This is a genomic window from Oscillospiraceae bacterium (assembly GCA_015068645.1).
GTDB lineage: Bacteria > Bacillota > Clostridia > UMGS1840 > UMGS1840 > SIG452.
Genome location: SVKD01000008.1, coordinates 83447 through 104447, shown reverse-complemented (window position 1 = coordinate 104447; position 21001 = coordinate 83447). Strand labels below are relative to the sequence as shown.

Sequence of the window (21001 nt, the reverse complement as noted above, 5' to 3'; positions counted from 1 at the left end):
AAAGAGTGAAAACCATTACCATCAATGATAATTTACCCACGGAAAGAATCACCCCAACACTGAGAGAAGCGCCCAGGAGAATAATAGCAAATTTCAAAACTTTCTTTGATGCAAACTTGATTCCTGCGTTCAAGAAATCCGGCCTCCAAAAATGATTCATTATCATTCCTATAAATAGTGCAATAACCGATGCTCCCACAATATGTATTGGTAGACGGCTTTCAATTGTTTTTGCCACTACTGCAATCAAAATTGATATTGCAAATCCGGGAATAATTCCCCACACCTTTTTTATAATTTTCATGTTATACCTCTTTCGCCAAAATTCGACAATCTTTATAGCATCAATTAAAATCAGGAGTAAACAATTGTTTTCGTCAAGCAATTCATTACGCTAAACGTAATGCCAGTCCGCACCAATCGTGGTCCACAATTTTTTCAATCAGAGTAAAGCCGTTAGCTTGGGCGGATTCCAAAATTTCGTGGCATCGTTCTTCCAAAATGCCCGATAAAATCAGCACGCCGTCAGGATTTAAGCATTGTTTTACATCTTTTAGTAAAATGAGCAGTACGTCTACAATAATATTGGCGGTAATCATATCAAAAGTTTCTTCTCCAACACATTCCAAAAGGTCACCGCAACGAACATCGCAGATATGGGAAAATCCATTCTTTTCAATGTTGATTTTTGCGGTGTCAACTGCCACGGGGTCAATATCGGTGGCAACCAGTTCGGTTACGCCAAGCATACCGCCGATGATAGCCAAAATACCGCTACCTGTGCCGATATCCAGCATTTTGGTCTGGTCTTTTTGGTATTTGCAAATCAGTCTTGCACAAGCCTGGGTGGTTTCGTGGGTACCTGTTCCAAACGCGGCACCGCTATCTAATTCCAGCACTTTTTCGTGGGGTAGTGGGTTATAGTCTAACCAAGCCGGTTTTACCACCAAGGTATCGGTGATTTTAACGATTTTGGCAAACTGTTTCCAGTTATCTTTCCATTCGGAATCATTGGCACCACGAACAGACACCGTAAAGCCGTTTTTGGTGAGTAAATCATATAAATCTTCTGCTTCTTTTGCGGTTTCTAAGCATACGGTGATATAGGCATCCCCCGTGTCTCTTTCATCCTTTAAAAGCCAGGGCATTTCTGCCATAATGTCTGCTTCCAATTTGGGGTCGGTGACAAAATAATTATAAATATCGTGAATCACAAGGAAGTTTTCCGCTTCTTCGGTATTCCCTGCTTCACAGGTAATTTTTAACTCAAAATAATCCATTTTTGATCCTTTTTTCTCGTTTCTAAACGTGGAAAAAAGGGGTTGGAGAACCCCTTTTTCACCTTATTCTTCTGTATTTTCAGTGTTTTCGGTGTTTTCGGTATTGTCAGTATTTCCGTTAGTTTCCTCGGTATCAGAAGAATCCTCTTCTTCACGAGGCGCTCTTGCCACGGATACCACCTTCACATCCGCATCGGGACGCATTAAGATAACGCCCTGGGTGTTTCTGCCAACGGTGTTGATGTCTTCCGCTTTTAAGCGAATCACAACACCTGCAGAGGTGATAATCATAACGTCATCGCCGTCTTTAATGGAACGAACACCTGCAATATTACCTGTTTTTTCGGTAATTTTGTAGGTTTTAACACCCATACCGCCACGGTTTTGCACCTTATATTCACTGTAAGGAGTACGTTTACCCAAACCGTTTTCCGAAACGATTAACAGCTCGGTATCATCGTGTACCACGCTCATACCAACCAGTCTGTCGTTTTCTTTCAGCTTGATACCACGAACACCACGGGTAACACGCCCCTGACTTCTGATGTCGCTGATTTTAAAGCGGATGGACATACCTAAGTAGGTGGTCAGCACCACTTCTTCGTCGTCGGTTACAATCTTAACCTGCATCAACTCGTCACCCTCGTCCATTGCGATCGCACGTAAGCCACCGGAACGGTTGGTGTCATATTCCATCAGTTCGGTTTTCTTGATAACCCCATTTTTGGTGGTCATTACCAAGTATTTATTTTCTTCAAAGCTTCTCATAGGAATGGTTGCCGAAATGGTTTCACCGGGCTCTAAATTGAGCAGGTTTACAATTGCGGTACCCTTCGCCGTACGGGATGCTTCGGGAATCTGATATGCTTTTAATTTGAACACTCTGCCCGTGTTGGTAAAGAACAGAATGTAGTTATGAGTGGAGGTAACAAACAGCTCTTCCACAAAGTCTTCTTCTCTGGTGGAAAGACCTGCGATACCACGTCCGCCTCTGTGCTGACTCTTAAAGGTGTCGGTAGGCTGACGTTTCACATAACCTAAGTGGGTTAAGGAGATTACCATATCTTCTTCTTCGATTAAGTCTTCATCATCAATCTGAGAATAATCGAAGGTGATTTTGGTGCGACGAGCGTCACCGTATTTATCTTTAATTTCGGTGAGTTCGGTTTTGATGATATCCAATACCATCTGTTCGGATGCTAAAATTTCGGTATAATAAGCAATTTGCTTAATAATTTCCGCCAATTCATTTTCGATTTTTTCTTTTTCCAAGCCCTGCAATTTTTGAAGTCTCATATCCAGAATTGCCTGTGCCTGAATTTCGGTGAAGCCAAATTTTTCCACTAAGTTTTCTTTTGCATTGTTATAAGATGCACGGATGGTGGCAATGACTTCGTCAATATGGTCTAATGCTTTTTTAAGACCTTCCAAAATATGTGCTCTTGCTTCGGCTTTACGTTTATCATAAATGGTTCGTCTTACGATAATATCCTTCTGATGATTGATATAGCAATCCAGCACTTCACGGATGTTTAACACCTTGGGCTGACCGTCAACCAAAGCTAACATAATTACCCCGAAGGTATCCTGCATCTGGGTGTATTTATAGAGGTTGTTAAGCACAATATTGGCTGCTGCATCTTTTTTCACTTCGATAACGATACGAACGCCAACATCCTTATCGGATTCGTCACGAAGGTCTGCAATGCCTTCCAGACGTTTTTCGTGCACCAGCTCTGCGATTTTTTCAATAAGACGTGCCTTATTCACCTGATAGGGCAGCTCGGTTACGATAATTCGCTGACGGTTGCCGTCATCTTCGATTTCCGCTTCGGCACGAACGATCACCTTACCACGGCCTGTCTGGAAATAGGAACGGATGCCGCTTTTTCCCATAATGTTCCCTGCGGTGGGGAAATCGGGACCCTTGATATATTCCATGATTTCTTCGATGGTGATTTCGGGATTATCAATGGTGGCACAAATGGCATCAATACATTCGGTTAAATTATGAGGGGGAATGTTGGTTGCCATACCAACCGCAATCCCTGCAGAACCGTTTACCAATAAGTTGGGGAAACGGGAGGGTAACACGGTGGGTTCTTTTAAACGTTCATCAAAGTTGGGAGCAAAATCAACGGTTTCTTTGTCGATTTCTTTTAGCATCAGCTGTGCTAAGCGAGCCATTCTTGCTTCGGTGTAACGATAAGCAGCAGCAGGGTCACCGTCGATAGAACCGAAGTTCCCCTGACCGTCTACTAACGGATAACGAAGGGAAAAGTCCTGTGCTAAACGAACCAGGGCATCATAAACGGATGCGTCACCGTGAGGATGGTAACGACCCAACACGTCACCAACGGTGGTCGCACATTTTCTGTATGCTTTTTCGGGGGTTAACCCGTCTTCGTGCATGGTGTATAAAATTCTTCTGTGTACCGGTTTTAAACCATCTCGCACATCGGGCAAGGCTCTTGCCACGATAACCGACATGGAATATGCCAGATAGGCAGATTTCATCTCATGGACCAAATCAACCGGAACAATATGTTCATTTTCAAACATTTGAGTATCCATAAACTGTTCTTCCTTTCTGACAAATTAGATATCTAAGTTCGATACGTATTTTGCATTGGTTTCAATGAACTCACGACGGGGTTCTACCTCTTCGCCCATCAGCACATTGAAGATTTTGTCTGCTTCAATGGCATCTTCTAAGGTTACCTGCAGTACTGTTCTGGTAACAGGGTCCATAGTAGTTTCCCAAAGCTGGTCCGGATTCATTTCACCAAGACCTTTATATCGCTGTACGTTAGCATCGTTTCCGATTTCTCCCAATGCTTCTTTTAACTGTTCATCAGTGTATGCATAACGCACATTTTTGCCTTTAAACACTTTGTAAAGAGGGGGCTGAGCCAAATATACATGACCTTCTTCGATCAAGGGACGCATATAACGGAAGAAGAAGGTTAACAGCAAGGTTCTGATATGAGAACCGTCAACATCGGCATCGGCCATGATGATGATTTTGCCGTAACGCAGTTTTTCCACGTCAAAATCTTCCCCAACCCCTGCACCTAAAGCGGTGATAACGGGGAGCAGTTTTTCATTGCCGATAACTTTATCAATACGCACCTTTTCTACGTTTAACATTTTACCCCAAAGCGGTAAAATCGCCTGGAAGCGTCTGTCTCTGCCCTGCTTAGCACTACCGCCTGCAGAGTCCCCTTCGACGATGTAAATTTCGGTAAATTCATTATTTTTTTCGGAGCAGTCTGCCAGTTTCCCGGGCAAACGTGTATTTTCCAGAGCGGTTTTTCTTCTGGTTAATTCTCTTGCTTTTCTTGCTGCTTCTCTTGCACGAGATGCAGAGAAGGCTTTTTCCAAGATCATTTTGCCAACGCCCGGATTTTCTTCTAAGTAGGAAGCAAAGGCATCCTGCATCATACCTTCGGTGGCGGTTCTTGCTTCGGAGTTACCCAGTTTGGTTTTGGTCTGACCTTCAAACTGTGCTTCCTGCAATTTTACGCTGATGATGGCTGTTAAGCCTTCACGAACGTCTTCCCCGCTTAACGCTTTGTCGCTGTCTTTTAGCATATTACGCTTTTTCGCATAATCGTTTAAGATACGGGTTAAAGCAGCTTTGAAGCCGGTTTCATGCATACCGCCTTCGGTGGTGTTGATGTTATTTGCAAAGCTTACCAGATTTTCGCTGTATGCATCGGTATACTGCATTGCAATTTCCACAATCATATTTTCTTTCTCTTTGGAAAGGTAGATCACGTCGGGATGTAAGGGCGTTTTTTCCTGATTGATGTATTCCACGAAGGATTTGATACCGCCTTCGTAATACAACTCATTCACAATATGTTCATCGGGACGCTTGTCCGTAAAGTTAATGCGGATTCCCTTGTTTAAAAACGCCTGTTCTCTTAAACGGGTTAAAAGTACATCGTATTCAAACTGCACGGTTTCAAAAATCAAAGCATCAGGCATAAAGGTAACGGTGGTACCTTTTTTGTCAGTATCACCGATGATTTCCAGTTTGGATGCCACCTTTCCACGTTCATAACGCTGTTTGTAGATATGTTCCCCATTGGAAACTTCCACTTCCAACCATTCGGACAATGCGTTTACAACCGAAGAACCTACCCCGTGCAACCCCCCGGACACTTTATATCCGCCGCCGCCGAATTTACCGCCGGCGTGCAAAATGGTGAATACCACTTCCACGGTGGGGATTCCCATTTTGGGATGGATACCAACGGGAATCCCACGTCCGTCATCACGAACGGTTACCGAATTATCAGGGTTGATGGTAACGTCAATATTTTCGCAGTACCCAGCCAGCGCTTCGTCGATGGCGTTATCCACGATTTCGTATACCAAATGATGGAGACCTCTCACCGAAGTGGACCCGATATACATACCGGGACGCTTTCTTACGGCTTCCAAACCCTCCAATACCTGTATTTGATTCTCGTCATAGACTGTTTCTACTTTTTCGTTTAATTCTTCAGCCATGCTATCTCATCCTTTCTTGTGGGATTTTCTCATTTATAAAATACGAAAATTACGAAATAAATTAAAACATCAAACCTTTTCGGTGCTGGATGGTACGGGAAGCAAGGGGCGATAAATACCCGATTTCCACCCCGTCTCTCACAGCGAGGACAAAAGATTTCGGAAGCTCCTCCGACACGGCAATCAACCGATCATCATCTTCTAAAGATTTCAGATATTCCATGGTGGAGGAAGATTCTGAGATATGGTCAAAATCGAACACGCCGATAATATCCTGCTCGTTTAACACGAAATCGTTTCCGATATGCAGATACACTCGATCCCCTCCTCATTTTTTATATCTTGAAAACTTTCATTTTTCCCATAGGGAAAAATGAAAAAATATAAAACAATATACCTATATTATTTTAACACAAAACCAGTCGAATGTAAAGAGTTTTTTGCAAAAAAATACAGAAAAAACAAAGAAAAATTCATCCGTTGGAAAGAAGCTGAAAAAGTTCCTGTTTCCCAAGGATTAAAACATCGGCTTCCCTTTCAAAAATCCTTTGAATCCGCTTAGCATTACACCCTGATTCATCCTCCGGTATCACCAGAATTTTGCGGTCACAAATTCCGGTGTCGTTTTTGTAATTTTGAAACACCAACGCTCTGATCATTTCCTCCGCATATAAGTCTTGTTCCTCCACCATAACCAAAGTGTAAATACATTTTCCGCGCAGATACTTTTTCTCACCCCAAAAATCCCGCAAGAAAAACACCAGTGAAAACAAACCATATGCCGAACAAAACAACATGATACCGTAAAATACGGCTTCTCTCATACTTCTGCCTCCCTATTTTATTCCTGAAAATATGTATCTAAAAAATACGGTTAGTTTATTTTATGTCAAACATCACCTTCGGGTGAAAGAAAAAAACAGGAAAAACAAAAAAGCTATTGCTAAATCACAACTTATGTAGTATACTGATACTATCACATAAGCACCTTTGCTCGCGGTGCTTTTCAAAAGGAGTCTGTCATGGCAAAAAAAACAACCGACAATAAAAAATATTTATGGATTCTTGCGGTAGTTTCTGTCCTGTGTATCTGCTTTGGCGCTATCATAGCAGTTTCTTTTTGGGTGCCGGAACCAGATACCCAGGAAGTGGTTGTAGCCAAGCCCTCTCCCACTCCCAAAATCGTTCCCACTCCGTTTCCCACCAAGGAACCGGGCGTGATTCCCGTATCTGAAGACCCAAACGACCCTTATCCGGAAATTTACGGAGAAAACCCCAATCAGGAATTTGCACCCACCGAAGATTATGTGGTATACCTGACCTTTGATGATGGTCCTTCTAATTCCACTCCTGCTCTTTTAACAATGCTGAAGGAGGAAGGCGTCCCTGCCACATTCTTCGTTTTTTCAGATGCTTATCCCGAAATTTTGAAGCAAGCATACGAAGACGGGCACACCTTGGGCATACATACCAATTCTCACGTTTACCGTCAGATTTATCAAAGCCTGGATGCCTATCTCTATGACTTTGCCAAATGCTTTCAGAATATTGTACAAGCCACCGGCTACACTCCCCGTATTTTCAGATTCCCCGGCGGCAGTGTCAATTCTTATAACCGCAATCTGGCGTGGACTCTGGTTACCGAAATGGAACGCAGAGGATTTGTGTATTACGACTGGAATGTTACCTCAGAAGATGCTGCAGGTGCCACCACTTACGAAGATCAGCTAAACGAACTCATTACCCAATCCCAAAATAAATCCCGCATCATTGCATTGATGCACGACACAGATGCCAATCCGTGGATTGCCGACCTGGTTCGGGATTATATTGGTCATATGAAGGCTTTGGGATATCATTTTGCATCTTTAGATCCCTCGGTTCAACCTGTGCAGTTCCCCCTGCCGTAACACACTCTGAACCCAACGCAATTTCAGAAAGGATTTTGAAACTTGGAAACAAAAAACGTATTTCAAACCCTAGAATTTGATAAAATTTTAAACCGCGCCAAAGAATATGCCGTGTTGGAAGAAACCAAGGAGAACATTCTCTCCCTCAAGGCAGAATCCTCTTTAGGCGCTGTTTCCCGTCTGCTTAGCCAAACAGAAGCGGCAATGTCTCTTTTGGTGAAAGCAGGAAGTCCCCCCATTGATTCCTTCGGGGAAATGAGAGGCATTATCAAACGGTTATCCATCGGTGGTTCCCTGTCTCAAAAAGAGCTGCTTTCCACTGCCAGTCTTCTAAAATCTTCCCGCTCGCTGAAAGAATATTTTGCCGATAACAAAACCGAAATTTTCTCCGATTACGAATACCGTCTCACCACACAAAAACGGTTGGAAGACGAAATTTTTATGAAGATTATTTCGGAAGACGAAGTGTCGGACAATGCCAGCGACGAACTTTATAAAATCCGCCGGCAAAAAATTTCCGCCAACAACAAAATCAAAGAAACTCTGCAGAAATTCACGAATTCTTCCAACTATAAAAAATTCCTGCAAAATGCGGCAGTTACCTTACGAAATGACCGTTATGTGTTGCCCGTAAAACAGGAATACCGAAACGAAATTCCGGGATTAGTGCATGATTCTTCCGACTCGGGAGCAACCGTGTTTATTGAACCCATGGCAATCGTCACCTTAAACAATGAGCTTCGTGATTTGGAATCCAAAGAAAAAGAAGAAATTGCCAAAATCCTCATTTATTTAAGCGGTCAGCTTTCGGGCATCTGGGAAGAAATTGAAGTTGCTTACGGACTGATTTTAGACCTGGATTTCATTTTCGCAAAAGCCAAATACAGCCGTTCTTTGAAAGGCGAAATCCCCCTCTTAAACGATCAGGGAAAAATCAATTTAAAAAAAGCACGTCACCCTCTCTTAAATCCCGAAACCGCCGTTCCCATTGATATTGAAATCGGTGACGGATGCGATACCTTAGTCATCACAGGTCCCAACACGGGCGGAAAAACCGTGTCTTTAAAAACATTGGGCCTTCTCACGTTAATGGTGCAGAGCGGTTTTGCAATCCCGGTATTTATGGGAAGCGAAATTGCAGTATATGAACAAATTTTTGCCGATATCGGTGACGAGCAGAGCATTGAACAGTCTTTATCCACGTTCTCCTCTCATATGACGAGAATTGTGTCCATCTTAAAAAATGCTACTTTTGGAAGCCTTGCCCTCTTTGATGAGTTAGGTGCAGGCACCGACCCCACCGAAGGTGCGGCACTTGCCATTGAAATTATTGAGTATTTACGCAAACGGGGTGTGACCGTGGCGGCAACCACCCACTATCCTGAGCTGAAATTATATGCTCTTTCCCAAAACGGCGTGCAAAACGCCTCTTTAGAGTTCTCTGTAGAAACGCTGATGCCCACATATCGCTTGATTATGGGTATGCCCGGGAAAAGTAACGCCTTTGCCATTTCCAAACGTTTAGGCCTATCAGACGAAGTTTTAGAGGCAGCCGAAAAACGACTCTCCGCCGATGCCATCCGCTTTGAGGATGTGTTAACCGTCATCGACGAACAAAGAATCAAAGCAGAAAAAGATCAGCAGGAAGCTGAACTCTTAAAAGAAAAGATTCGTGTTTTGGAAGAAGAACTTTCCTCTAAAAAAGATGATGCGTTGGCGAAAAACCGTGAAATTATTGAAAAAGCACGGCAACAAGCGATGGAAATCATCGAAGAAGCCCAGGAAAAGGCGGAAGGCATCATCCAGAAATTAAATCAGGAAGCAAAAAATCAAAGAGACCGTGCAAAAGCTGTTGGGGAAGCCAGAAAACAACTGGCAGAAGAACGGCAGAAGCAGGCGCAGAAACTTGCCAACGAAGAAAAGAAAAAACAAAACCCCTTAACCCCCAAAGAATTAAAAATCGGTATGACGGTGATGATGGATGATTTCGACACTCCCGTTACCGTGGACATTCTGCCGGACGATAAGGGAAATCTCACCGTGTTAGCAGGAATTATGCGTATTAAAACCAACATCGCAAACCTGTCCCGCTGTGAAGCGAAAAAGCAAAAGCAGCAACACAGTCCCTATCGGAATGCCAGTGCCAGAGGCAAAGAAATCCGTCCCGAACTGGACCTTCGGGGTATGAATTTGGAAGAAGCAGAATACGTGACCGAAAAATTCATCGACGATGCAGTATTAGCCAACATTCCTTCCGTGGTGATTATTCACGGGAAAGGCACCGGAGTGCTTCGTGCAGGCATCCATCAGTTATTAAAGAAAAACAGATCGGTAAAATCCTTCCGCTTAGGAAACTTCGGTGAGGGCGAAGCAGGGGTTACCATTTGTGAAATGAAATAAGGAGTTTTTTAATATGAATGCAATCGGCGTAACAAACAAACATCAGTTTACCGTGACCGAAAGCCACACCGCAATCACCTTAGAAAGCGGAAATGCACGGGTGTTATCCACTCCCTATTTAGTGGCTATGCTGGAAAAAGCGGCACATGAACTGTGCTTCCCCTATCTGGAAGACGGTACCGCTACAGTTGGCACCGAAATGAATGTAAAACACCTAGCTGCCACTCCCGTTGGAATGAATGTGACAGTTTCTGCCACTGTGACCGAATGGGAAGGACGAAAAATTGTCTTCTCGGTGGAAGCCTTTGACGAAACGGAAAAAATAGCAGAGGGAACTCACACTCGTTTCATTGTTATGAAAGAAAAATTTCAGTCCCGATGCGATGCAAAGAACGGCCTCGACAAATAAAAAATCATAACGCAACACAAAAAATCGCAGTGAAATTCACTGCGATTTTTGTTATTTTTATTTATTTTTCGGCATTATAGAAGCAATCCGATTCCCATTTTAAGGGATTGGTTTCGATATATTCCGCTATTTTCAGATAATCTCGTTCATCACGGATAATATGGTCATGGAAAGAGCGTTGCCACACATTTTCGCCACATTCTTTATTACAGAATCGCTTGAAAGTGCTGACAAAATTTGAAAGCAAAGATTTTGTAGGGACCGACGTCCTCGGCGGTCCGTTGTCGCTATCTGCGATTTGTATCAGCAGGTGAATATGATTTGGCATAATCACATATTTTGTAATTGATATATTATCATAAAAATTGCACATAGACAAAAGATGTTTATTTGCTATTTTCCCGTATGGATATAGTATGTTTTGCGGGGCGTCGAGGACGTCGCCCCCTACAATAATTTCAGACAAAATTTTACGTCTGTCTTTCGTGCAGATTGTTACAAAATATGCACCCGGTCGGGAATAATCATAATCCTGTAATCGTGTTGGTTTTCTATTTGGTAATTCCATCTCTTACAGCACCGTTAATTCCTTCTCCAGCTTGGTGGTGGAATAGAGTTTCCCGTCTTCCAGATAGCAGGTATCCTCAATACGGATGCCGAATTCCCCGGGCAGATAAATTCCCGGTTCGTTGGAAAATACCATGCCGTTCTCGAAAATTTCGGTACTGGAATGCCCCAACGTGGGATGCTCGTGAATTTTCACGCCAACGCCGTGTCCTAAGCTATGGCCAAACACACCTTTGTAACCGCTATTTTCAATATAATTACGGGCAATTTTGTCTGCATCGGAACAGGCTTTGCCCACACCGATAAAATCTTTTGCCAGATTGTGTGCGGTCAACACCGTTTCATAGGCGTGGCGGGCTTTATCAGACACTTTTCCGAAGAAAGAAGTTCTGGTCACGTCCGAGCAATACCCCTCATACACACATCCGAAATCACAAAGAAGTGCATCCCCTGCTTCCAACTTCCGATGGGAAGGTTCTCCGTGCGGCATTGCGGCGTGGTCTCCAAACAAAATAATGGTGTCAAAAGAGGTTTTCTGTGCACCCAGTTTTGCCATCTGATATTCCAGTTCTGCCTTTAGCTCCTGCTCGGTAACCCCTTCTTTCACAAAGGTGAGCATTGTTAAATAGGCATTATCCGCAATCCGTTGTGCCTGTTGGAGTTTGAATAATTCCGAGGCATCTTTGATCAATCGGATATCCATAATCATGGATTTCACATTGGGGAAATCGGTATCGGGAAAATGGTCTAAAAGCATCTTATAAAAATGCACGGTTAAAAATTGCTGTTCAATATACACGGTGGATTCCGTCATCAGCTCTTTTAATTTAGATACCAAAGACCCCTCCGCCATCACCGTAAAGCCTGCCTCATTTTCTTTTGCAGCTGTTTCATAACGAAAATCAGTTAACAAATATGCTTTTTGATGGGTGATATACAAATGAATGTTGGAAGAATTGATTCCCGAAAAATAAAAGCAATTCTTCGGGTCGCTGACCAAAATCCCCTCTTGTTCTTTTAATTGATCTCTTAATTTTTGAAGACGTGATTGGTAAAACTGTTTCATCTTATTTTCCTTATTTCAGATTGTTAAAATAGTTTGCCATACTAAGGGCATCCTTGTCCTGCGTTCCAGCGGATTCGCAGATAATCATGGGTGTGAATCCTTTTTCATAAACCGCTTCTAAAAAGGGCTCGTAATCAGGCCCGAACCGGGTGTCTTCAAAGGTCAGATGCCGTTTTTCCCCCTGATTGGTATATTCAATTTTAGAAAAATGGCAATGAAAGATTTTCGCTTTCTCTCTGCCCAACTTTTTCTCCATTTTATTGAGTAATGTAAGATAATCTTCTTTGGTTTTCAAGCTTCCCAAGGTTCTGCAATTAAGATGTCCGAAATCAATGGCAGGAAGTAACATTTCGTGAGTGGTGCAAAGTTTTATTACCTCATCAAAATCCCCTAACTGATTGATTTTCCCCATCACCTCAGGACAAAGATAAATTCCTTCATACCCTTCTTCTTTGGCACGTGCCAAGGTTTTATGCAGGGTGTCCAAAGACAGCTCGTATGCTTTGGCTCTGGTCATTTTGGCACAGGAGCCGGAATGGACCACAATACGGTCTGCCCCCATTTCTTTTGCCACCCGAAAACACGCTAAAAGATACTCCACACTCTTTTCCCGCTTTTCAGGATCGGTGGAAGAAAGGCTCACATAATACTGACTGTGAATGGATAAATGCACTCCGTGTTTTTTAGCTTCTTCTCCTAAAATACGGGCACTGTCCATAGAAATATGAACCCCTTTATTGCATTGATATTCATAACCGTTTAAGCCCAGTTCGGCAAGGTATTTCGGCCTATCCAAAGAAGATTTATGTCCGTCGTTATAATATTGTTCACTATTTCCGCCGGGACCAAATATAATGCTCATAACAAAATTAGTTCCTTTTGATAATTTTTTTCTCCAAAGAGCGACGAAGTCCCATTCCACGACCTTTATCAGTTCCGTATGGCTCCACCATCCCACAGCGGATGCCAAGCAGCTTAGCGCATAAAATGTCGGTAAAAAATTGGTCACCCACCAACAGAACTTCCTTTTTCGCATAGCCTTTTATCAGCTTTTTCAAACGAAACGGCAAGGGCTTTAAAGAATACCCATGTGCTTCGATTTTATGCTCACCGAAAGCTTTTTCAATACGGTGGGTTTTCCCGTTGGATGCAACCATAACCCGAACGCCAGAATTTCTGATTGCTTCCACCAATAAAACACGTTCCGGCAGAATAAAATCACTCTGCGCCTGAATCAAAGTGGCATCTGCATCCCAAATCAGCAGACGGATATGATGCTGTTGTAAAAACGCAGGAGTAACCTCCTCCACATTTTTGAAAAGAAAATCAGGTTGCATACTCATAGAAATCCCTCATAAACTTTTTTGCTCTTTGGTTATTGTAATGATTTTTACGATTCGGAAGAATTTTCCATTCTCACACCTTGCTATTTTACCATATTTTCTAAAAAATTTCAATAGAATTGATAAAAAAACATTGACAAACCAACTTTCTTTTGATATAATACCACTGTTGCAAACATAAAAGTTTGTATGCGCCTTTACCTCAGCTGGATAGAGGGTTCGGCTACGAACCGAAATGTCGGGGGTTCGAGTCCCTCAAGGCGCGCCAAGAAAAGAGCAGATGCCATAAGGTGTCTGCTTTTTTATTGCCTAAGTGCCGCAGGGGGACTCGAACACTGAGAGGGCAACGAGCGTTACAAAAACCATTTGGGGAATGGTTTTTAGCGAAGTTGGTGCGAAGACGGGTACCGAAGCCGTAGGCTTGGGTCGTCAAGCTATGAAGGTGCGAAGCAACTGTGTCCCTCAAGGCGCGCCAATAAAAAAAGCCGAAGAGGGACTCGAACACTGAGAGGGCAACGAGCCAAAAAATCCGTACATAAAATGTGCGGATTTTTTACTTATTCACTGTTCCTTCTTCACTCTTCCCTAACCACCGTCGTGTACGGATTTTAAAGGAATAAGTAATAGTGAAGATGGAAGAAGTTTTTTACCCCTCACAAAACACGAACAAATATTCGCATTTTTTATTGACATTTATTAAAAAAAGGTGTATGATAACAAATAGGTAACAAGAAAGGAGGAACCGAAGATGAACGCTATGGAACGCATCGCAGGGTTAGTGGAAGAAGTAATTTACTATAACGACGAAAACGGCTATGGCGTAATTGCTTTGGAAACCTCCGATGACTATGTGAATGTGGCAGGCAATCTGCCCATGATTGCCGAAGGAGAAAGCATTATTGCATACGGAAAATGGGTAGAGCACCCCAAATTCGGCACTCAATTTCAATGTGAATACTACGAGCCTCATTTTGAGCAGGATACTGCTTCCATTTATAAATTTCTATCCAGCGGATTTATCCGTGGTGTGGGACCAGCCACAGCGAAAAAAATTGTGGACGAATTCCGCGAAGAAACATTAAATATCATTGAAATTTACCCGGAACGCTTATCCGAAATTTCTGGAATTTCTCTCACCAAAGCAATGGATATCCACAGAGACTACATGAAGAAAATCGAAGTGCAGAATGTAGTGTCCTACTTTATGAAATTCGGGTTATCCCCCACCATTGCGGTAAAGGTGTACAACACCTTGGGAAGCGGTGCTATCAAGCTCTGCAACCAAAATCCGTATATCATCTGCGAACGGGTGGAAAAAATCGGATTTTTAACCGTGGATAAAATTGCGGAAGAAATGGGAATCCCGAAAAACTCTATGGAGCGTCTCAAATCAGGCGTTACATACTTGATGTATCAGGCAGCTTACAATGGACACACTTGTTTCCCAAAAGAAGAACTTGTTACCGAGGCAAAATCACTTCTGGACGTAGGCGAAACGGAAGTGGAAAATGCGTTGTCTCTGCTGTTAATGGAAGGCAGACTGATTAACGTGAAAAAAGAGGGGATCGTCTTCTACTCTCTCCCCCATTTTTATATGGCAGAAAGCTATATTGCTGCAAGACTTCAGATTCTAAAGCAAAGCAAATGTGAAGATTTATCCAAAAAATTGGATATTGACGACCTTTGCGATGTTTCCCTATCTTCGGAACAGAAAGAAGCCCTCACCGAAGCCTTAAAACAAAAAGTGTTTATCATCACAGGGGGGCCAGGAACAGGAAAAACCACAGTAATCAAAAGCTTACTGACTGCCTTTGATGCGCTCAATAAAAAAGTGATTTTAGCAGCTCCCACAGGCCGTGCCGCCAAGCGGATTTCGGAAGTGACGGGCAAAAACGCCAAAACCATTCACCGTCTGTTGGAAGTGAAACAGGTAGGCGGAGAACGTCCTCAATTTGAGAGAAATGAGCAGAATCCCGTGCGGTGCGATGTGGTGATTGTGGACGAAATGTCTATGACAGATTCTTTGCTGTTTGAATCCTTTTTGCGGGCATTTACAGAAAAAACAAGAATCATTATGGTGGGAGACTGCGACCAGCTGCCTCCCGTGGGTGCAGGAAACGTGTTAAAAGATATGATTGCATCGGGTGTGATTCCCACCATTAGTTTTCATCAGATTTTCCGACAGGAAAACGCTTCCCAGATTGTGGAAAACGCTCATCGTATTTTAAACTTCACGGAACCTGTATATAACGGAGAGGGCAGCGACTTTTTCTTTGTGGGAAGTCCAAACGGAGAAGCCACGGTTGCAACCGTTTGCGATCTGGTGGAAAACCGTCTTCCCAAGTTTTTAAATATCTCTCCCGATAAGATTCAGGTATTAACGCCCATGAGAAAAAGTGTGCTGGGGTCGGTTGCTTTAAACAATGCCCTAAAGCAAACTTTAAATCCCGTGCGGGAAAAACAACCGCAAAAATCAGCAAACGGCTATGTATTTTCCAAATTTGACCGTGTGATGCAAACTAAAAACGATTACGAAATCGAATGGGAAACCGAAGACGGTTATCGCGGGCAAGGCATCTATAACGGAGATATGGGTGTGATTACCGATATCGACCCCGAAAACAAGGAAATGACCATTCTCTTTGATGAAGATAAAATTGTCTGCTACGACTTTATGAAATTGGAAAATTTGGAGCTTGCCTACGCAGTGACGGTGCATAAAAGTCAGGGCAGCGAGTTTGATGCGGTGGTAATACCGCTGGTGTATGGTTATCCCCAGTTGATGACACAGAATCTGTTATACACCGCCGTGACCCGTGCCAAAACCTTTGTGTGTATCGTGGGACGAAAATCCTGCGTGACGGGAATGATTCACAACAATACCGAGCAAAAACGATATACCAACTTAACAGAATTTTTATTGGAGGCGGAAGAAGTTCCGTTTTAAGAAAGACCATCTTCTTGTAGGGACAGATGCCCACATCTGTCCGCTCCATTCATTGTACAATTCAAAACACGGGACGGTGTGGGCACCGTCCCCTACAAAAGGGGTGCACTTTTAACACAAATACAAAAAAGGATTGGAATCTATTAAAAGATTCCAATCCTTTTTATTTCTCAATTCATATTTTAGCGGAAAAACAATTCAGATGTATCGGTAGTTTCATAATCGGCATCGTCCATAAAGGTCCATCTTTCGCTGTCATACGTACACCGAATGGTATAGTAGGAATATTCAATAGGTTCACTCTCCATAACCTGGTTTGCAGGATAATAAACCTTAAGTTCTAAAAGATATTCTGTGGGGGATACCTGCGTAAAGGAATGTTCTGCAATTTCATGGTACCAACCATCCAACGCCTGCAGTGAGCCAGTGATATACAGTTGCCCGTCAATATCCTCGGGATTCATTACTTCTACAAATCGTGTTGCCAATTCGGGAGAGAATCTCTGATATACTTCATCCTTTAAAGTATCCGCATCACAAATCGTTTCATGCACAACGGGAACAGTGCAAAGCATCTCATCCAACAGCTTGTGCTCATACTCAGAGGAAACAAATCTGGTATTTACAAGCCATTCATAATAAAACGTGTTTGCTTCCAAAAACTGCTCATAAATTTCTTCGGTATCAACAGCTACCGGTATCGTTTCATCCACAACAGGCTGAGGTGGGGTAAGACGATTGGAAGAACAAGCTGTCAACACCATTACAATCACTATGCTAATAATCCAAAAATAATTCTTGCATTTCATAAAATTTCTCCTTATCCTGATAAAAATCAATCATTTTCTGCTTTCCATACGTTACCAACAGTATAGCATAGTTTTAAAAATTTTGTCAAGAGAAAAAAGGATTGGAATCTATTCAAAGATTCCAATCCTTTTTGATTTGTAATATCAAAATGCGAGCAGATACTAAAAAATTAGTACATTCCGCCCATACCGCCCATGCCGGCAGCAGGAGCTGCAGCTTCGGGTTCTTTAATATCAGCAACCAGGCTTTCAGTGGTTAATACCATAGAAGCCACAGATGCTGCATTCTGCAGAGCATTTCTGGTTACTTTGGTGGGGTCAACGATACCGGTTTCCAGCATATCCACATATTCTTCAGTTAACGCATTGTAGCCCACGTTTTTCTTCTGGGATAACACTTTATCCACGATAACGGAACCTTCCACGCCTGCGTTTTTCGCAATCTGACGAACAGGTTCTTCCAATGCTTTTAACACAATTTTCACACCGGTTTTTTCGTCGCCTTCAGTTTTTGCAACCAGTTTTGCCACTGCGGGCAGAGCATTTAAGAAAGCGGTACCGCCCCCTGCAACAATGCCTTCTTCCACAGCTGCTTTGGTTGCAGCCAAAGCGTCTTCAATACGGAGTTTCTTTTCTTTCATTTCGGTTTCGGTTGCAGCACCAACACGGAGCACTGCCACGCCACCGGAGAGTTTTGCCAGTCTTTCCTGGAGTTTTTCTTTATCAAATTCAGAAGTGGTTTCTGCAATCTGTGCTTTAATCTGGGAAACTCTTGCTTTGATTGCTTCTTTATCACCTGCACCGTCAACAATGATGGTGTTTTCTTTCTGAATTTTTACCTGTTTTGCACGACCTAACTGGAAAATGGTGGTTTCTTTTAAGTCTAAGCCTAATTCATCGGAAATCACTTCACCGCCGGTTAAGATGGCAATATCCTGAAGCATTGCTTTTCTTCTGTCACCAAAGCCGGGAGCTTTTACGGCAACGCAGGTAAAGGTACCTCTTAATTTATTTAAAACCAAGGTAGTCAGCGCTTCGCCTTCAATATCTTCCGCTACGATGACCAGTTTTTTGCCCTGCTGAACAATCTGTTCCAACAAGGGCAGTAAATCCTGAATGGAGCTGATTTTCTTATCGGTGATTAAAATGTATGCATCATCAATGATTGCTTCCATTTTATCAGTATCGGTTACCATATAGGGGGAAATGTAACCACGATCAAACTGCATACCTTCCACCACTTCGCATAAGGTTTCTGCGGTTTTGGATTCTTCCACGGTGATAACGCCGTCTGCAGTTACTTTTTCCATAGCGTCTGCAATCAAGGTGCCGATATATTCATCTGCTGCAGAGTTTGCTGCAACTCTTGCGATGTCTTCTTTGCCTTTAATTTTTCTGGAATTTTTCTTGATTTCTTCCACAGCGGTGGCAACTGCTAAAGCAATCCCTTTTCTTACGATCATGGGATTTGCACCTGCTGCAATATTTTTTAAGCCTTCACGAACCAGTGCCTGTGCCAGTAAGGTAGCGGTAGTGGTACCGTCCCCTGCCACGTCGTTGGTTTTGGTTGCAACTTCTTTTACCAGCTGTGCGCCCATATTTTCAAAGGGGTCTTCCAGCTCGATTTCTTTTGCGATGGACACACCGTCATTGGTGATTAAAGGTGCTCCGAATTTTTTATCTAAAACCACATTTCTGCCTTTAGGGCCTAAGGTGATTTTTACGGTATCAGCCAACTGGTTAATACCGCGTTCTAATGCTTTTCTGGCTTCTTCGCCATAAATAATCTGTTTTGCCATTGGTATCTACTCCTTTTTTATCTGTTAAACAATTGTGAAAAAGAACTCTTTGTTGAAGTTCGAATACTAAAAGAATTAGTCTTCAACTTTTGCTAAAATGTCTGCTTGACGCAGTACGATATATTCGCAACCGTCTAATTTCACTTCGGTGCCTGCATATTTATTGGTGATCACTTTATCCCCAACTGCAACTTCCATCTTGATTTCTTTGCCGTCCACCATTCCGCCGGGGCCAACTGCTACAACCTCTGCCATCTGGGGTTTTTCTTTGGCACTTCCTGCTAAAATGATACCGCTTTTGGTGGTTTCTTCTGCTTCTACCATACGGATAACAACTCTGTCACCCAAGGGTTTTAAATTCATGTGTAATTCCTCCGATATACTTTATTTCCATAGGATTTTCGACAATTTTAGCACTCTTAGCTTTAGAGTGCTAATTCATTATAATCGAGGTTATCGATAATATCAATCATAGATAATCCTGTTTATTGAAGATTAACATCGTTTTTCTTTGTTTTTCTTTTATTTTTATTGTTTTTTAGAGCTTTTCCGTTTTTTGGCAATTCTTAACAATCTGAAATTTTTTTGCATATTTTTGCATAAAAAAGGAGAGCTTTCACTCTCCTTTTTTCGATTCAATTTCAGATGCCCTTGTAGGGCTCCAACGAACAGTGATTCTCAAAGAATCAAATTACATAATAGCACTCATCATATTGCCTGCTGCTTTGATTGCTGCCGGTGTACACAGAGGAATTGCAACAACAAAAGTAATTAAATAGAATGCCGCAAAAGTGATAACACAGCTGATAAACATTGTGTAGGGGACAGAATCCTGATTTAATGCAGCGGAATAGGGTAATACAGAGCTCATCAGGAAATTTCCGAAAACGCATCCTACCATTGCAACAGCAGGCGGAACCAAAAATGCAGACAGAAGACTTCCCATGATATTGCCACTTGCCAAGGAAACAATATTAACAGAGAAGAAGAAAGATACGATAATGCCTAAGAGAATAAACGGAATGCATACTAAGCTGTTCACAGCAGATAATTTGAGCATACTCTTATAATCTGTCTGACCTTTGAACATTTTTACAACCAGCATCATAATTCCGGGAAGAATAAATGCCATACCTGCAGTTGCAATCAATGCAATAAATAATACCAACGGGATAGAATAGCTGATCTGCTGAGCTACCTGAGCTGCCATAAGGTTACCCATACCATTTGCACCGCTCATATTACCCATTCCTGCCATAGCACCAAGTTGGTTTGCCGCACCCCCTGCAGCAGTCATCGCAGTACGGAATATTCCGTTCACTTTCCCTGCCAGCAATGCTGCCAAAATGGAAACCAGAATTGCCTGAATTCCAATAATGATATAAGTCGGCAACAAATTGCCGTTTCTTAAAAATTCGCTGGTAGCGGATACCGGTTTTTTAAACAGATTTAAAAACAGCTGCCAAACATCCTTCATCGCCGTACCGAATGCACTGGGAGCCTGCGGTACCGGAGGTGCCGGAGGTGCATAATATGTAGCGCCGGGTGCTGCCTGAGGTGTGGGCTGAGGAGCTGCCTGAGGTGCAGGTTGGGGAGCAGCCTGAGGTGCTGCCTGAGGTGCAGGTTGGGGAGCAGCCTGAGGTGCTGCCTGAGGTGCCGCTGCAGTACAGGAACAAACCTCTCCATCTGCTAACTGTTTTCCGCAATACTTACAAAATGCCATAATCTTACCCTCCTAAGATTTCTTAATATATTTCTTATTTTTATGCAAAAAATAACAATGATGCTCACAAATTCTGTCAATAAATTTTTTTTGCCATAAATTTCTTTACGATTCTATCTTAGCATAATAAACTCACAAAAGTCAAGTATATTACTAAAATAGTCCTCCTGATACCAAATTGTTATCTTCCTGTAACATAATATGGTGCCACAGTAACAAAAAAGGAG

The 21001-nt window shown here is 42.6% G+C and carries 18 protein-coding genes and 1 tRNA gene; 5 read left to right on the top strand and 14 right to left on the bottom strand.

The genetic code is table 11. From position 1 onward, the window contains the following. The 6 genes from E7413_05015 to E7413_04990 all read right to left on the bottom strand — a co-directional run. On the bottom strand, positions 1-304 hold a 304-nt coding region (locus E7413_05015), incomplete at its 3' end, for a putative sulfate exporter family transporter (protein ID MBE7019216.1). A gap of 85 nt (positions 305-389) precedes the next feature. Next, complete coding sequence (locus E7413_05010; protein MBE7019215.1) at positions 390-1280, bottom strand: 50S ribosomal protein L11 methyltransferase; 891 nt, start codon at positions 1278-1280, stop codon at positions 390-392. A 63-nt stretch (positions 1281-1343) separates the two neighbouring features. After that, complete coding sequence (gyrA, locus tag E7413_05005; protein ID MBE7019214.1) at positions 1344-3854, bottom strand: DNA gyrase subunit A; 2511 nt, start codon at positions 3852-3854, stop codon at positions 1344-1346. 24 nt (positions 3855-3878) lie between these two features. Then, positions 3879-5801: a DNA topoisomerase (ATP-hydrolyzing) subunit B gene (gyrB, locus tag E7413_05000; protein ID MBE7019213.1), complete on the bottom strand. Its 1923-nt coding sequence runs from the start codon at positions 5799-5801 to the stop codon at positions 3879-3881. A gap of 61 nt (positions 5802-5862) precedes the next feature. Then, a complete protein-coding gene (locus E7413_04995) occupies positions 5863-6117 on the bottom strand; it encodes a DUF370 domain-containing protein (GenBank protein ID MBE7019212.1) in 255 nt (84 codons plus the stop codon). Positions 6118-6274: 157 nt separating this feature from the next. Continuing rightward, a complete protein-coding gene (locus E7413_04990) occupies positions 6275-6625 on the bottom strand; it encodes a hypothetical protein (protein ID MBE7019211.1) in 351 nt (116 codons plus the stop codon). 198 nt (positions 6626-6823) lie between these two features. Between E7413_04990 and E7413_04985 the strand changes: the two genes are divergently transcribed. From E7413_04985 to E7413_04975, 3 genes are read left to right on the top strand one after another with little or no spacing between them, the layout of a single operon-like run. Further along, the gene (locus tag E7413_04985; protein ID MBE7019210.1) at positions 6824-7711 is read left to right on the top strand and encodes a polysaccharide deacetylase; all 888 of its coding nucleotides are present in this window, start codon (positions 6824-6826) and stop codon (positions 7709-7711) included. 42 nt (positions 7712-7753) lie between these two features. After that, positions 7754-10111 carry an endonuclease MutS2 gene (locus tag E7413_04980; GenBank protein ID MBE7019209.1) on the top strand — a complete coding sequence of 786 codons (2358 nt, stop codon included), beginning with the start codon at positions 7754-7756 and terminating at the stop codon, positions 10109-10111. 13 nt (positions 10112-10124) lie between these two features. After that, positions 10125-10520 carry a hypothetical protein gene (locus tag E7413_04975; GenBank protein MBE7019208.1) on the top strand — a complete coding sequence of 132 codons (396 nt, stop codon included), beginning with the start codon at positions 10125-10127 and terminating at the stop codon, positions 10518-10520. A 61-nt stretch (positions 10521-10581) separates the two neighbouring features. Here the strand turns inward: E7413_04975 and E7413_04970 are convergent, their stop codons facing one another. From E7413_04970 to E7413_04955, 4 genes are read right to left on the bottom strand one after another with little or no spacing between them, the layout of a single operon-like run. Further along, entirely contained in the window at positions 10582-11088 is a 507-nt protein-coding gene (locus tag E7413_04970; protein MBE7019207.1) for a transposase, read from the bottom strand. Positions 11089-11091: 3 nt separating this feature from the next. Next, positions 11092-12153: an aminopeptidase P family protein gene (locus E7413_04965; protein MBE7019206.1), complete on the bottom strand. Its 1062-nt coding sequence runs from the start codon at positions 12151-12153 to the stop codon at positions 11092-11094. 10 nt (positions 12154-12163) lie between these two features. Then, complete coding sequence (locus E7413_04960) at positions 12164-13015, bottom strand: endonuclease IV (protein MBE7019205.1); 852 nt, start codon at positions 13013-13015, stop codon at positions 12164-12166. A 7-nt stretch (positions 13016-13022) separates the two neighbouring features. Continuing rightward, positions 13023-13496, bottom strand: coding sequence for a hypothetical protein (locus tag E7413_04955; GenBank protein ID MBE7019204.1), 474 nt, complete (start codon positions 13494-13496; stop codon positions 13023-13025). A gap of 191 nt (positions 13497-13687) precedes the next feature. Here E7413_04955 and E7413_04950 point away from each other — a divergent pair. Continuing rightward, a tRNA-Arg gene (locus E7413_04950) sits at positions 13688-13764 on the top strand. Between the two features lie 480 nt (positions 13765-14244). Continuing rightward, positions 14245-16443, top strand: coding sequence for an ATP-dependent RecD-like DNA helicase (locus E7413_04945; protein MBE7019203.1), 2199 nt, complete (start codon positions 14245-14247; stop codon positions 16441-16443). 182 nt (positions 16444-16625) lie between these two features. Here the strand turns inward: E7413_04945 and E7413_04940 are convergent, their stop codons facing one another. The 4 genes from E7413_04940 to E7413_04925 form a co-directional block, all read right to left on the bottom strand. Then, positions 16626-17252 (bottom strand): hypothetical protein, encoded by a 627-nt coding sequence (locus tag E7413_04940; protein ID MBE7019202.1) that lies wholly within the window; start codon positions 17250-17252, stop codon positions 16626-16628. A 170-nt stretch (positions 17253-17422) separates the two neighbouring features. Next, complete coding sequence (gene groL / locus E7413_04935; GenBank protein ID MBE7019201.1) at positions 17423-19051, bottom strand: chaperonin GroEL; 1629 nt, start codon at positions 19049-19051, stop codon at positions 17423-17425. A gap of 75 nt (positions 19052-19126) precedes the next feature. Beyond that, a complete protein-coding gene (locus tag E7413_04930; protein ID MBE7019200.1) occupies positions 19127-19414 on the bottom strand; it encodes a co-chaperone GroES in 288 nt (95 codons plus the stop codon). Positions 19415-19742: 328 nt separating this feature from the next. Then, positions 19743-20774 (bottom strand): hypothetical protein, encoded by a 1032-nt coding sequence (locus E7413_04925; GenBank protein MBE7019199.1) that lies wholly within the window; start codon positions 20772-20774, stop codon positions 19743-19745. Positions 20775-21001: the final 227 nt, after the last annotated feature.

Bases quoted from the DNA above. Each gene is read 5' to 3' on its own strand.
- E7413_04955 (MBE7019204.1), bottom strand. From the start codon at position 13,496: ATGAGTATGCAACCTGATTTTCTTTTCAAAAATGTGGAGGAGGTTACT.
- E7413_04965 (MBE7019206.1), bottom strand. From the start codon at position 12,153: ATGAAACAGTTTTACCAATCACGTCTTCAAAAATTAAGAGATCAATTA.
- gyrB (MBE7019213.1), bottom strand. From the start codon at position 5,801: ATGGCTGAAGAATTAAACGAAAAAGTAGAAACAGTCTATGACGAGAAT.
- E7413_04970 (MBE7019207.1), bottom strand. From the start codon at position 11,088: ATGGAATTACCAAATAGAAAACCAACACGATTACAGGATTATGATTAT.
- E7413_04960 (MBE7019205.1), bottom strand. From the start codon at position 13,015: ATGAGCATTATATTTGGTCCCGGCGGAAATAGTGAACAATATTATAAC.
- E7413_04990 (MBE7019211.1), bottom strand. From the start codon at position 6,625: ATGAGAGAAGCCGTATTTTACGGTATCATGTTGTTTTGTTCGGCATAT.
- groL (MBE7019201.1), bottom strand. From the start codon at position 19,051: ATGGCAAAACAGATTATTTATGGCGAAGAAGCCAGAAAAGCATTAGAA.
- E7413_05010 (MBE7019215.1), bottom strand. From the start codon at position 1,280: ATGGATTATTTTGAGTTAAAAATTACCTGTGAAGCAGGGAATACCGAA.
- E7413_04930 (MBE7019200.1), bottom strand. From the start codon at position 19,414: ATGAATTTAAAACCCTTGGGTGACAGAGTTGTTATCCGTATGGTAGAA.
- E7413_04940 (MBE7019202.1), bottom strand. From the start codon at position 17,252: ATGAAATGCAAGAATTATTTTTGGATTATTAGCATAGTGATTGTAATG.
- E7413_04945 (MBE7019203.1), top strand. From the start codon at position 14,245: ATGAACGCTATGGAACGCATCGCAGGGTTAGTGGAAGAAGTAATTTAC.
- E7413_04975 (MBE7019208.1), top strand. From the start codon at position 10,125: ATGAATGCAATCGGCGTAACAAACAAACATCAGTTTACCGTGACCGAA.
- gyrA (MBE7019214.1), bottom strand. From the start codon at position 3,854: ATGGATACTCAAATGTTTGAAAATGAACATATTGTTCCGGTTGATTTG.
- E7413_04925 (MBE7019199.1), bottom strand. From the start codon at position 20,774: ATGGCATTTTGTAAGTATTGCGGAAAACAGTTAGCAGATGGAGAGGTT.
- E7413_04985 (MBE7019210.1), top strand. From the start codon at position 6,824: ATGGCAAAAAAAACAACCGACAATAAAAAATATTTATGGATTCTTGCG.